The sequence below is a fragment of the Paenibacillus septentrionalis genome, from assembly GCF_042659865.1.
GTDB classification, from domain to species: Bacteria; Bacillota; Bacilli; order Paenibacillales; family Paenibacillaceae; genus Pristimantibacillus; species Pristimantibacillus septentrionalis.
Genome location: NZ_JBHSTE010000001.1, coordinates 333,236 through 346,596, shown reverse-complemented (window position 1 = coordinate 346,596; position 13,361 = coordinate 333,236). Strand labels below are relative to the sequence as shown.

Annotated in this window: 12 protein-coding genes; 8 read left to right on the top strand and 4 right to left on the bottom strand. The window is 45.7% G+C overall.

Annotation, left to right across the window (positions count from 1 at the left end):
- Nucleotides 1–126: 126 nt before the first annotated feature.
- On the bottom strand, nt 127–1,596 hold the full coding sequence (locus ACFP56_RS01640) for an aminotransferase class I/II-fold pyridoxal phosphate-dependent enzyme (protein WP_379230422.1): 1,470 nt from the start codon (nt 1,594–1,596) through the stop codon (nt 127–129).
- A 187-nt stretch (nt 1,597–1,783) separates the two neighbouring features.
- On the opposite strand from ACFP56_RS01640, the gene ACFP56_RS01635 reads away from it, so the two are divergent.
- Entirely contained in the window at nt 1,784–2,947 is a 1,164-nt protein-coding gene (locus ACFP56_RS01635) for an MFS transporter (RefSeq protein WP_379230420.1), read from the top strand.
- A gap of 68 nt (nt 2,948–3,015) precedes the next feature.
- Here ACFP56_RS01635 and ACFP56_RS01630 read toward each other — a convergent pair whose 3' ends face one another.
- Complete coding sequence (locus tag ACFP56_RS01630; protein ID WP_379230418.1) at nt 3,016–3,666, bottom strand: YktB family protein; 651 nt, start codon at nt 3,664–3,666, stop codon at nt 3,016–3,018.
- Nucleotides 3,667–3,942: 276 nt separating this feature from the next.
- On the opposite strand from ACFP56_RS01630, the gene ACFP56_RS01625 reads away from it, so the two are divergent.
- Together ACFP56_RS01625 and gndA are read left to right on the top strand one after the other, a co-directional pair.
- Nucleotides 3,943–4,539: a hypothetical protein gene (locus tag ACFP56_RS01625; RefSeq protein ID WP_379230416.1), complete on the top strand. Its 597-nt coding sequence runs from the start codon at nt 3,943–3,945 to the stop codon at nt 4,537–4,539.
- 211 nt (nt 4,540–4,750) lie between these two features.
- On the top strand, nt 4,751–6,166 hold the full coding sequence (gene gndA, locus ACFP56_RS01620) for an NADP-dependent phosphogluconate dehydrogenase (RefSeq protein ID WP_379230414.1): 1,416 nt from the start codon (nt 4,751–4,753) through the stop codon (nt 6,164–6,166).
- A gap of 14 nt (nt 6,167–6,180) precedes the next feature.
- Here gndA and ACFP56_RS01615 read toward each other — a convergent pair whose 3' ends face one another.
- Entirely contained in the window at nt 6,181–6,483 is a 303-nt protein-coding gene (locus ACFP56_RS01615; protein WP_379230411.1) for a hypothetical protein, read from the bottom strand.
- A 109-nt stretch (nt 6,484–6,592) separates the two neighbouring features.
- On the opposite strand from ACFP56_RS01615, the gene ACFP56_RS01610 reads away from it, so the two are divergent.
- From ACFP56_RS01610 to ptsP, 5 genes are all read left to right on the top strand, one after another.
- The gene (locus ACFP56_RS01610; protein WP_379230409.1) at nt 6,593–7,120 is read left to right on the top strand and encodes a shikimate kinase; all 528 of its coding nucleotides are present in this window, start codon (nt 6,593–6,595) and stop codon (nt 7,118–7,120) included.
- Nucleotides 7,121–7,137: 17 nt separating this feature from the next.
- Nucleotides 7,138–8,436, top strand: coding sequence for a 3-phosphoshikimate 1-carboxyvinyltransferase (aroA, locus tag ACFP56_RS01605; protein WP_379230406.1), 1,299 nt, complete (start codon nt 7,138–7,140; stop codon nt 8,434–8,436).
- Between the two features lie 114 nt (nt 8,437–8,550).
- Complete coding sequence (locus ACFP56_RS01600) at nt 8,551–8,982, top strand: CoA-binding protein (protein WP_379230404.1); 432 nt, start codon at nt 8,551–8,553, stop codon at nt 8,980–8,982.
- A gap of 193 nt (nt 8,983–9,175) precedes the next feature.
- Entirely contained in the window at nt 9,176–11,062 is a 1,887-nt protein-coding gene (locus ACFP56_RS01595) for a glucose PTS transporter subunit IIA (RefSeq protein WP_379230402.1), read from the top strand.
- Nucleotides 11,059–12,798: a phosphoenolpyruvate--protein phosphotransferase gene (gene ptsP, locus ACFP56_RS01590; RefSeq protein WP_379230400.1), complete on the top strand. Its 1,740-nt coding sequence runs from the start codon at nt 11,059–11,061 to the stop codon at nt 12,796–12,798. The genes ACFP56_RS01595 and ptsP overlap by 4 nt, the downstream gene beginning before the upstream one ends.
- Here ptsP and ACFP56_RS01585 read toward each other — a convergent pair.
- Nucleotides 12,795–13,325 carry a type 1 glutamine amidotransferase domain-containing protein gene (locus tag ACFP56_RS01585; RefSeq protein ID WP_379230398.1) on the bottom strand — a complete coding sequence of 177 codons (531 nt, stop codon included), beginning with the start codon at nt 13,323–13,325 and terminating at the stop codon, nt 12,795–12,797. The two genes, ptsP and ACFP56_RS01585, sit on opposite strands and share 4 nt — an antisense overlap.
- Nucleotides 13,326–13,361: the final 36 nt, after the last annotated feature.

The window sequence follows — 13,361 nt, the reverse complement described above, 5'->3', positions numbered from 1 at the left end:
CTCCAATTAAAGGGGACGTGGTTTTTATATTATTCGTACAAAAACTCTCCTACAAAAAACGAGCAGGAGGGAGGCTCGTGCTCTCCATTCCTGCTCGTTCACTTATTGACCAATCATGAGCAGCAATTAGAAGATCGCTTGCTCCTCGACGATTACTTTTACATATTCAATTGTTCGATCCTCAGGCCCTTTGACAGGCAAACCAACCTCAACATGCTCAATGATATAGTCGATGTTGTTCTGCGATATGACTTCGCCCGGCAATAGAATTGGAATGCCTGGCGGATAGACATAAATAAATTCAGCCATGATGCGTCCTGCAGATTCTTTGAACGGAATAACCTCCGTCTCTGCATAGAAAGCATCGCGAGGTGTAAGCGACAGCTGTGGAATTTCAGGGATTTTCACGACTAGCTCTCGCGCTTTGGCACCCTCGTAATAGGTTTCAGATAATGTTTTTAAGGCAATAATAAGCTTTTGTACCGACTCTGCATTGTCACCTGGAGTGATCAGACACAAGATGTTGTACATATCACTCATTTCGATTTCGAGATTGAAATGCTCACGCAGCCAATTTTCAGTATCGTAGCCTGTTACACCTAGATGACGAACGTGAATGGTCACTTTCGTAGGGTCATAATCATAGGTTGCTTCATCGCCCAAAATATCCTCGCCAAAGCAATATAGACCAGGAATTTGATTAATTGCTTCACGAGCCTGCTGGGCAAGCTCGATTGCCTGATTCGCGATTTGTTCGCCATATAGCGCAAGCTGACGGCGGGACGTATCAAGAGAAGCAAGCAATAAATACGATGTCGATGTTGTTGTCAGCATACTTAAAATCGTTTGGACGCGATGAGGATTAATAAGCCCTTTTTTTACATTAAGCACCGAGCTTTGTGTCATGGAGCCTCCAAGCTTATGCACACTAGTGGCTGCCATATCTGCCCCTGCCTCCATGGCAGACATCGGAAGCTTCTTGTTGAAATGAATAAGTACGCCATGCGCCTCGTCTACCAGTACTGGAATATGATAGCTGTGCACAAGGTCTACAATCTCTTTCAAATTAGCACAGATGCCAAAATAAGTTGGATTGATGACAAGCACGGCTTTTGCATCTGGGTGACGCTCTAATGCACGGCGAACGGAACGTGTTGTAATGCCGTGATCTATTCCTAGGTTTTTATCTTGAGCAGGTGATATGAAAACTGGACGCGCACCTGCAAATATAATCGCAGACAACACTGACTTATGAATATTGCGCGGAATAATAATTTTATCACCAGGCGCACAAACCGATAAAATCATCGTCATAATCGCGCCGCTTGTGCCTTGGACGGAAAAGTACGTATAGTCAGCACCGAAAGCATCGGCAGCGAGCTTCTGTGCTTCCTCAATAACGCCTGTAGGCTGATGAAGATCATCTAGTGGTGCAATGTTAATTAAATCAATGGACAGAGCATTTTCGCCGATAAAGGAACGAAATTCGGGATCACTTCCCATGCCTTTCTTATGTCCTGGGATATGAAACTGTACGGGGTTCTGCGCTGCATGCTCAGTTAGCGCGGTAAAGAGTGGTGTACGATGATGATCCATCGCTTACATCCCTGCCTTTCATCAGATGTACAAACATATAGAGTATAACAAAAACAAAATGATATGCAAGCTGTTTTTGTATGGAGCAGCGAGCACAGACTGATCACGTAAAAAAGTTGTGACGAAAAGTTCATAGTTTCACGCTGTGCAATTGTGTTACGATTAAGAAATGGAGGGATATCGAAAAATGGATAAACGCATGCTAGTTGTGATGGCAATTTTAATGATCACCTTTATAGGCTTTGGCATTATTATACCTGTTATGCCTGAAATTATATTAGATACAGCAGCAACGAATGCAGAAATACATAATGGAGCGATACTGGCGATCTATTCTCTTGTATCCTTTATCTTATCTCCGATCTGGGGGGGCTGGTCAGATCGGGTTGGTAGACGAAAAATTATTATTGTCGGCTTGATCGGTTTTAGCATCAGCTTTTTAATGTTTGGATTAGTAGCGGGCAATCTTGTCCTGATGTACGTCGCCAGAGCGCTTGGAGGCTTGTTCTCAGGCGCAGTCACATCAGTAATTGTGGCGTATGTAGCAGATATTACGACGGCGGAAACTCGGACGAAAGGAATGGCATTCGTCGGAATCTCGATTGGCTTCGGATTTATGATTGGTCCAGCTGTTGGCGGCATGTTGAGCGTCATCTCGCTAACGACACCATTTTATGTAGCAGCTGTGCTATCACTGCTAACGTCCATGCTGGCAGTCTTCGTATTAAAAGATACTGCGATTCGTGCAAGCGAAGAGCCAAAAATGTCTAGATGGAAGGCTTTCGAAGGGGTATCGAAATATTTGTACGTGCTTGCTTTTTTCGTTACGTTTACGCTGGCATTTCTGGAGGCCACGCTGCAGCTGTTTGGAATCGCTCGTTTTGATGTAACACCTGGACAAGTCGGCTTAATGTTCTTGTATTCTGGACTTGCCGGCGCACTTATTCAGGGAGGAGTCGTTCGCCGCTACGTTAAGCCTGGTCAAGAGCCCAAATTTATTGTAATCGGCCTTATCATATCTGCAGTTGGATTTTTTATGCTGCTTAGTGCGCATTCCTTTACATGGGCAACGATTTCTATTGTAGTATTCGGTATCGGAAATGCAATCACAAGACCTTGCATTACTTCACTTATTACATTAAAGACTCGGGTAAGCATTGGCGTTGCATCAGGGTTAAGCAATTCAATGGATAGCCTGGGACGTATTGCAGGACCGATCATTGGCTCGTTCCTGTTTGCCTTCTCCATTACACTCCCTTATGCGGTAGCTGGCGTGTTGAGCCTGTTGGCATTAATCCTTGTCTACTACTACAAGCTTGCTGACCGTAGAGCTCATTCAATCGCATCGTAAGCGTTTAGCCTGTTTATAGGAAACTAAAAAAACTGCCTCGGTTTCTACCGGGGCAGTTTTTTTAGACATTACGCATATGCAAGACATGCTTTTTTATAAAGAGGCATAAGCTGATGGTAGGTGCGCGCTGCAAATTCAATCAGCTTTTGTTCATCCTGCACAATCGGATCATCCGGAGCAAGATGCTGACCAATAAGCAGCTCAGCCTTGCCAACGTCGCGGAAGCGGCCGAGCAGCTTTTCCCAGTCCTCATAACCTAGCTCTGCAGCTGAGATTGCATCCTTTTTCATATGGTCGGAGGAAACAACATATTGCTTCGGAATTTGTGCGATGAAATCATCAAGCTCATTCAAATAAGCCGTCGCGATATTTCGTTTGCCTGGAACCTCATAGATTAAGGCAAGCCATATAAACAGATGGTCATCAAAAAGCCCTAATTGAAAATGGGGATGTGCTTTGTAGCCGCGCTTGGAAGCACATAGCGCGAGCCATGTGTCGTTCGGTGGATTAACCGTGCGGCGTGCGTGCTTGGCGATATGAAGATGCATTTCATTGCCGACAGCAGGGCTGATCTCTGCCGCAAGCTGTTCGCCAATGCTTTGGAATTTAGGTCTAATATGTTCAATAATGCCAGACATGCGTTCTTCCAGCCCAGGGAGATGAAATACTTCGAAATCTTTTTTGCTGAAGCCGGAAGCGGCAGTTGTTGTTTTGGTCATAGCGTACATCCTTTCTTTGTTTCAGGCCCCACAGTTGAGAAGTCTTATCATTTAATAATTATTATAACATAATGCTTCTATGATGTCTTGTCCCGCAATGAAAGTTTATGAAAATTTGTGAAAGTCAGTTTCGAACGATTAGGATGCGCCCAACCTGAGAAAAATAGTCAATAAACCAAGTTGCCAATACATAAGATGAAGTATAAGATAATGGTAAGAGCAAATAGTCAGAACATTTAGGCGATTTGCTTAGCAGTAAGATTAGGAGGGATTGCCGTGAATAGAAACTATGAAGTAGAATATTGCAACCTTGAGCTTCGTTTCGAGCGGCGGCAAATCCAAAATCTAATACGGGAGCTTATTCAAGAGGGCTATTCCCTATATTGGAGTGAAACGGATGGCAAATTTCTTGTTTCGATCCGAACGGGGCGAAAGCTGGTAAAGCTTCACTTCGAAAAGGTGAATGAACGCTACCGTATAGTTGGGGATTACATTATTAAGGATGAGCGATTATCCGAGCTGCTTGAGAAGTTGATTAATGATTCACGTGGGCATGCAGTGGTGAAAAGAATCAAGGATCGTCAAATTGTGATTGAGAACATTATGTTTGGAGAAATTATTCGATTGGTGGAGGTGTCTGGTATGGAGCATCGTATTATTTATCAGAAAAAGCCTTTTGTAACCTTTGAGGACATGATTCAAGCGTTTCAATCCAAGCGAGCAGAGGAACGTATTGGGGTTCTGCGCATGGAGCTCGATTACGAGTTAAGCAATTTGCATGAAGCCATCATGGAGCAAAATGATGAAAAAATTGAACAGATTACGACGAAGCTGCAGGCACTGAGACTTGAAATGCTACAGCTCGAAATGTGATTGAATCAATAGATGAAAAACGAGTGAACGGATGAATTCACTCGTTTTTTTTGTTCCAGAAATGGATACTATAAACTAAACTTAAGTGTATTATTGAGAAATGTGATGAGATTTTCATCACAAATTCATCGTTACCTGTTTTCTTCTTGTATTAAAAAGAGTAAAATATAGCTATTGTAAAAAACTAAAGAAGAAGGATGGAATAAACCAAATGTCTAAACAACAAATTGGCGTTATCGGTATGGCTGTAATGGGCCGTAACTTGGCTCTTAATATTGAAAGCCGTGGTTTTACTGTATCAGTATTCAATCGCTCCAGAGAAAAAACAGATGAGCTGATGACTGAAATTGAAGGACAAGGCAAAAATCTTGTGCCAACCTATACAATTGAAGAGTTCGTGCAATCTCTAGAAGTACCTCGCAAAATTCTGATCATGGTACAAGCTGGTGCGGGTACAGACGCGACAATCAACTCCTTGATTCCGCATCTGTCTGAAGGCGACATCATCATTGATGGTGGTAATGCTTACTTCCCTGATACTCAACGCCGCAGCAAAGAGCTAGAAGCACAAGGCTTCCGCTTTATCGGCACAGGTGTTTCCGGTGGTGAAGAAGGCGCGCTTAAAGGACCTTCCATCATGCCAGGCGGACAAAAATCCGCTTACGAGCTTGTTGAGCCGATTCTAACTGCGATTTCTGCAAAAGTTGGCGACGATGCATGCTGCACATACATTGGACCAGACGGTGCTGGACACTATGTGAAAATGGTTCACAACGGTATCGAATATGGTGATATGCAGTTGATTTGTGAAGCGTATGACCTATTGAAAAATGTACTTAATGTTTCAACAGAAGAGCTTCATGAGATTTTCACAGAGTGGAACAAAGGGGAACTGGACAGCTACCTGATCGAAATTACTCGTGATATCTTCTCTAAATACGATCCTGAAACTGGCAAGCCAATGGTTGATGTTATTCTTGACTCAGCTGGCCAAAAAGGTACTGGTAAATGGACAAGCCAAAGCTCTCTAGATCTAGGCGTACCATTGTCCATCATTACAGAATCTGTATTCACTCGCTTCTTGTCCGCAATGAAAGAAGAGCGTGTAGCTGCAAGCAAAGTGCTTAGCGGCCCAGAGCGCCCTCAATTTGCAGGTGACAAGTCAGAGTTTATCGAAGCGATTCGCAAAGCACTTTATGCAAGTAAAATTTGTTCCTATGCACAAGGTTTTGCACAAATGCGTGCAGCATCTGAAGAATACGGTTGGGATCTGCGCTACGGCGATATCGCAATGATCTTCCGCGGCGGCTGCATTATCCGCGCTCGTTTCCTTCAAAACATCAAGGATGCTTACGATCGTGATCCTAACCTTCGTAACCTTTTGCTTGATGAATATTTCAAAAACATTGTGGAATCTTATCAATCCGCATGGCGTGAAGTTGTTGCAACTGCTGTTAAATACGGCGTACCTGTACCGGCATTCTCAAGCGCGCTAGCTTACTTCGACAGCTATCGTTCCGAGCGTCTGCCTGCCAACCTGCTGCAAGCGCAACGCGATTACTTCGGTGCTCATACGTTCAAGCGTGTGGACAAAGAAGGAACGTTCCACTTCAACTGGTTGTCTTAATTTTTCATTTTAGTTTAATCCCGATGGAGTCCGTGCGATGCTTCGCGAAGCCAATCGCGAAGCCGCTCGGCTTCCTGTTCACTGCTTGCACGTCGATGAAGCAGAGCCATAGCGGCTTCCGCATAGGCGTGAAAGTTTTTCATCAATCGTGGCTGAGACAGCTCCAGTACTGCTGGGTCTGCATCAGCCACTTTTTTTGTAATATAACCAAGCATCCAGACCACGTCATCGCGTGACAGTGGATAAGTTGGATCAAGAATTTGATCTATTTTTCGCTTGGTCTGATCTTGAAACGTACGATTCGGTAGTTCTTTCATCGTTGTTCCTCCTTAGCGTGAAAAGTTAAGCTTTTCTCAACATTCATCTACCCTTCACAGAGCTAAAGTGTTATGATAATAAAGATGAGCATTGGTAAAGGATGATAACATGAGTACTCGCAACAAAATTATTTTAATTGGCTTTATGGGCACTGGTAAATCAAGTGTTGCCGCAGCCTTGTCACAATTGCTGCAGCTTCAAAGCCTGGATGTTGATAAAGAAATCGTATCAGTCGAGGGTCGCAGCATTCCCGATATCTTCTCTCAGGATGGAGAAGAAGCGTTTCGCTCGATCGAAACGAACGTACTTAGGCAGCTGCTGCAGTCACCACAGCCTGCTATTATTGCAACTGGCGGCGGGGCGGTTCTGAAGCAGGAAAATCGAGAGCTGATGCTCAAGCATGGACTAGTCGTACATCTCAGCGCTAGCGCGGATGTCATCATTGCCCGCGTATCTCAAGATCAGGGCCGTCCGTTGTTGCAAGGGGACGTATCAGAGCGCGTTCATGCCTTGCTGAATACGCGAGCTCATGCCTACGACTTTGCACCTGTTACCATTGATACATCGCATCGATCCATACCCGAGATCGCTGCTGACATTGCGAACGCTTGGCAACATGCCAATCAAGATACATAAGAAAAGGAGATTCGAGCATGGATGTAATTGTAACCCCAACTCCCAACCTTCAAGGTGAAATCGGAGCACTATCTTCTAAAAACTATACGACACGCTACCTGCTTGTTGCCGCTTTGGCAGAAGGGACAAGCACCATCTATTTTCCAGCACACAGCGAGGACAGTGATGCAATGCGACGCTGTATTCGTGACCTGGGTGCAATCATAGAAGAGGATGATGAAAAAATCGTCATCACTGGCTTCGGTCGTCAACCTAAGGATGTGAAGGAGCTGGATGTTGGCAATGCTGGCGCCGTGCTTCGCTTTTTAATGGCAATAGCTTCTTTATGTCCAGATGTAACGTTTATTAATCGTTATCCGGATTCTTTGGGCAAACGTCCGCACATGGATTTGATTGATTCGTTGACAGCAATGGGCGTGGAAATCGAGCATCAAGAGGGCAAGCTTCCGATCCGCATTAAGGGCGGTAAGCCTCGTGGCGGTCACATTAAAGTATCAGGAAATATTAGCTCTCAGTTTTTAAGTGCTCTTTTATTCCTTACTCCGCTGTTGGAAGAAGATAGTGAAATAGAAGTATTGCATGATTTGAAATCAAAGGTTGTTGTTGGACAAACACTTGAGGTGCTGGAACAGGCTGGTATTATCATTCATGCGAGTGATGACTACATGAATTTCAAGGTGCCAGGCAACCAGTCCTATCAGGCACGCGAATATACGGTGCAGGGTGATTATCCAGGCTCTGCGGCAATTTTAGCTGCTGCAGCTGTAACAAACTCTAATGTTATTGTACACCGTTTAATGGAAAATAGTAAGCAGGGCGAACGCGCAATCGTTGATGTTCTGAAAATGATGGATGTTCCGCTTACGCATGAGAATAATACGGTGCATGTCCAAGGCAACAGCAAGCTGAAAGCAGTCGAATTTGATGGCGATCATGCAACGGATGCCGTGCTTGCTATGGTAGCAGCAGCGGTATTTGCTGAAGGAACGTCACGCTTCTATAATGTCGAGAACTTGCGCTATAAGGAATGTGATCGGATTACAGATTACTTAAATGAGCTGCGCAAGGCTGGCGCTGATGTAGAGGAGCGTCAAGCAGAAATTATCGTTCATGGTCGTCCTGAAGGATTGCCAGGCGGTGTAGAAATTAATGCCCATTATGACCATCGCGTTATTATGGCGCTGACGATTGTCGGACTTCGTTCCGCCGCTCCGATTCGTATTAAGGATGCGCACCATGTCGCAAAATCTTATCCAAATTACTTTGATCATCTAAAAGCATTAGGTGCTCAAGTTGAGTGGGTTCCCGCTAAATAGCAGCATATGCTAGATATTAATTCTGGCGTAAGGAGGCTTATCCAAGACAACAGGATAAGCCTCCTTACATATATATCCATCATTCGAACATACTATGACAAGAGGTGATAAATCATGGCGTTTTCCAATCCAAGTCGCGAGCAAATCAAGCAGCTGCTTGAAGATACAGCTACGATAGCTGTTGTAGGGTTGTCCGACAATCGTGATCGAGTGTCATACATGGTGTCGGAGGCAATGAAAAAAAAGGGTTACCGCATCATTCCTGTGAATCCGAATGCAACAGAAATTTTGGATGAAACGTGCTATGCAAGCTTGTCTGATATTCCGTTTCCGATTGATCTTGTCAACGTATTCCGGCGTAGCGAGTACACGCCAGAGGTAGCTGAGGAGGCAGTAAAAATTGGAGCCAAGGCCTTATGGCTTCAATTAGGTGTTTATTCAGACGAAGCAGCGAGTATTGCAGAAGAAGGCGGTCTAACCGTTGTCATGGATCGCTGTATAAAAGTTGAGGATTCGATTTTGCTGCCACAGGGCAAGCAAGCCTAGGGGCGATCATTCTTACATGCGATAGTCGTGTTCGTCAAGCTGCTCCACTTGCTTTTATGCAAATGTGGCAGCTTTTTTATATTAAGCTTGTTTTGACAAATGATAGGATTACCCTTAACATCGAATTAGGGTTTTTACATAACATTAATCATTCGTCAGTTCGTCGCTTAATTCAGCAGGATGGAGGATAGTGATGGCGTTCATAGGGAATTTGCAGCAGCTTGGCAGGGCGGTAATGCTGCCGATGATTATATTGCCAGCCGCAGCTGTGTTTCAAAGTCTGGCTCAGCTTCCATGGGAACAGATTGGTTTGCCAGCAATGGCCTCGTATTTAGCAATCGCATCAGCATCCATCTTTCAGTTTTTACCGTATATTTTTGCGCTGGGCATCGCCTTGGGCCTTACGAGCAACGGTCTAGGTGCCGGGATGGCTGCACTGGTAGGCATGTTTATTTACTCAGGTATCACTGCAAAATTTGCACCGGATACAGAGCCTACCGTTTTAATCGGAACCTTTATAGGCATTGTGGCAGGTGTTTCTCATCTCAGATTCAAGGACCTGCGCTTGCCTGAATATATACAGTTTTTTGGTGGGCCACGGTTTGTACCGCTGTTCGTCAGCTTTTTTACGCTGTTGTTTTCAATGTTTATCGTAAATTTGTCAGAGCAGCTGGAATGGCTGCTAATTGAGCTAGGTGAAGTCGTTTCGCTTGCAGGAGGCTTTGGCGTATTTTTGTATGGCTTCATTCATCGCATACTTGTTATATTCGGACTGCATCATCTCGTTAGTCATCTGTTTTGGTTCCAGGTAGGCGGCTACGAGACAGCGGAAGGCTACATGGTATATGGAGATCTGCCGCGCTTTTTTGCAGGTGATCCAACTGCGGGCGTATTTATGGCAGGCTTATATCCTACCATGATGTTTGCGCTTCCGGCCATCGCGCTTGCGATTGTTCATGAAGCACGTGAGGATTTGAAGCCGCAGATCAGAAGAACCTTTACATTGGCGGCGCTATCTTCGTTCTTAACAGGAGTAACAGAGCCTGTTGAGTTCGCGTTTTTGTTCGTAGCACCATATTTGTATGTCGTTCATGCGCTTCTATCAGGCTTAATTATGTGGCTGACAAGCACGCTGGGCATCTTGCACGGTTTTTCTTTTTCGGCAGGAGCAATTGATTATTTGCTCAACATGCACCTTGCAACGAATGGCTGGCTGATTATCCCGATTGGGATTGTGACGGGAATTGTCTATTATTTCTTGTTTCGCTGGGCGATACGCCGCTTTCAGATTCCAACGCCTGGGCGCGAAGAAGGCTCTCAGCTTGATGAATGGGTTGGCGATATCCCATACCGCGCTCCGCTTATTTTGCAAGCGATTGGCGGCAAGAAAAACATTATTCAGATGGAGTCGTGCATCACGCGCCTGCGTCTAAAGGTTCATTCCGAGAAAGACATGGATATTAATGCACTGCGTAATTTGGGTGCTGCGGGAGTCATTCGCCTCGGCGGCGGACATGTTCAGGTTGTATTCGGTACATACTCTGAATTAATTCGTGAAGAAATGATGAAGACGATTCATCGCGATCAGCAGCAGGTTTCGTTCCATTCACCGATGCAAGGTCGAATGATTCCGCTGTCAGAGGTTCCTGATCCGATATTTTCTGCTCAGCTGGTTGGCAATGGCGTGGCGTTTATTCCAGACCGCGGAGAACTCGTATCACCAGTCAAGGGTAAAGTCATGCACATATACCCGACGATGCATGCGATTGGAATTCTGACTGAGGAAGGACTTGAGGTACTGCTTCATATCGGGATCGATACGTCAAAGCTGGTCGGGAAGGATTATTTTACAGCAGTTGTTAAAGAAGGCGAAGAGATCGAGCCTGGACAGCTTTTAATTCGCTTTAATCTGCATAAAGTTAAAAAAGACAGTAAGTCTCTTGCTACACCAATGGTGATAACGAACTCTGACCTGGTTAAGGCATGGCGCTTCGCTCCTTTTATGACAGTGAAAAAAGGACAGTCCTCCATTATGTCGGTTGTACTAGAGGATAGCAAGAATGAGGGGGAAGTACGATGATTCAAGGAATTGGCGCATCATCAGGCATCGCGATAGGAAAAGCGTTTGTGCTGCCGAACTGGGAGCTTGAAGTACCAGAGGAGCGCATCGATGTTGCGGATTTCGCTAGAGAATTTGAAAGAGTTTACGAAGGCATAAAAACCTCTAAGGATGAAATCAATCAGATCAAGGATGAGCTGAAGGATACGGTAGGCGTAGAGGAAACGCAAATTTTTGATGCTCATCTTGCGATTCTTGATGATCCAATTTTTATGAATGAAATCCAAGGCATTATTCAGCGGCAATACAAAGCGGCAGAGGTGGCGGTTAAGGAAGCGATTGATCACTTTGTCACGATGTTCGATCTGCTGGAGGATGAGTACATGAAGGAGCGGGCGCTCGATATACGCGATGTCGGCAATCGACTGCTGAAGCATTTGCTTGGCGTGCCGGAGATCCAGCTGCCGATTGACAATCAGCCCTTTATCCTGATCGCCAAAGAAATTTCACCTTCACAGCTTGCTCATCTTAATCCTGAAAATGTACTTGGCATCGTCACGCTGTCAGGCAGCACGACCTCGCATTCTGCAATTATGGCTCGAGCACTTGGCATTCCGCTTGTAGTTGGAGTCGAAGGAAAGCTGATAGAATCGGTTGTAACCGGTCAGAACATGGTTATCGATGGAAGTGACGGTTCGATCTACGTAGAGCCTGCAGAGCACATTGTAGAGCTTTACAGACAGCTTCAGCAGCAGCAGCAGGAAGCAAAGGAAATGCTCAAGCATTTGGCGGGTTATCGTTCTGTAACTGCTGATGGCAAGTACGTAAGGCTGGAGGCGAATATCAGCTCGCTGAAGGAGCTTGAAATTGCACTACAGGGCGGAGCACAGGGGGTAGGGCTGTTTCGTACAGAGTTTTTATACATGGATCGTCAGCACTTCCCTTCCGAAGAGGAGCAGTACAGCGTCTACGCGAGCGTTGCTGAAAAGCTGCAGGGAGGCTCTGTTGTCATCCGCACGCTTGATATTGGCGGCGACAAGCAGCTTGATTATTACGAGATCGACGAAGAGCAAAACCCGTTTATGGGCTACCGAGCGATTCGCATCTCGCTGGATCAGAAGCAGCTGTTCAAGACACAGCTTCGGGCTATCCTGCGGGCAAGCGTACACGGCTCGATCAAGATCATGTATCCGTTCATCACATCTGTTAATGAAGTGCGTGCAGCAAAAGCGCTGCTAGAGGAAGCGAAGCAGGAATTGCGCGAAGCAGGAATTATGTTTGAAGAGCACATCGCTGTAGGCTGCATGATTGAGGTGCCTGCGGCTGTTATGATCGCAGATGCACTAGCGAAGGAGGTTGACTTCTTCAGCATCGGGACGAACGATCTCATCCAGTTTACGCTTGCTGTTGATCGGATGAACGATCGCATCTCGCAAATGTATGAGCCGTATCATCCAGCAGTCATTCGCATGCTGAGTCTAATTGTTGAGGCAGCTAAGCGCAATCATTTGCCGATAAGCGTATGCGGTGAGCTTGCAGGGGATATTCGTGCCTTGCCGATATGGCTGAGCCTGGGCGTCGATTCATTAAGCATGTCGGCGCACTCAATCCTGCCGTTGAAGTCGCGATTGATCTATGCTTCACAAGAGGAATGCAAGGATATTTTTGCTGAGGTGCAGGAATGCGTCACAAGCGAGGAAATTAAAGCATGTCTTGACCAGTATATGGAGATTTTCGACCTGACAGCGAATGGTTAACCCATTCGCTGTTCTAGTGCTTGTACGAAAGCTTGTGCATATGGCGGCAAATCAGGTGGTCGGCGAGCCGAGATCAGGTTGCCGTCTACGACAACAGGCTCGTCGAGCCAAATTGCTCCCGCGTTTTCCATGTCGTCACGAATGCCTGGTGTTGACGTTACGGTGCGGCCTTGCAAAATTTTAGCAGAAATCAGCACCCAGCCAGCGTGGCAAATTTGCCCGATTGGCTTATTTTGAGCGTTCAGCTGCTGCACGACCTCAAGCACCTTTGGATAGCGTCTTAGCTTATCAGGGGCCCAGCCGCCTGGAACAAGCAGGCCGTCTATCGTATCGGCATCCAGCTCGTCAAACGAAAGATCAGCAACAGCCGGGACGCCGTATTTGCCGATGTGCTCGGCACCTTTTTTCGGTCCTGCAAATTGAACCGTTGCACCCGTCTCGCGCGTGCGATAGACCGGATACCATAGCTCCAAATCTTCAAATTCATCATCCAACAAGCAAATGATGTTTGCGTTTGCTAATGACATATAAACCCTCCTTATGTAGTGGACTAATGTCCATTG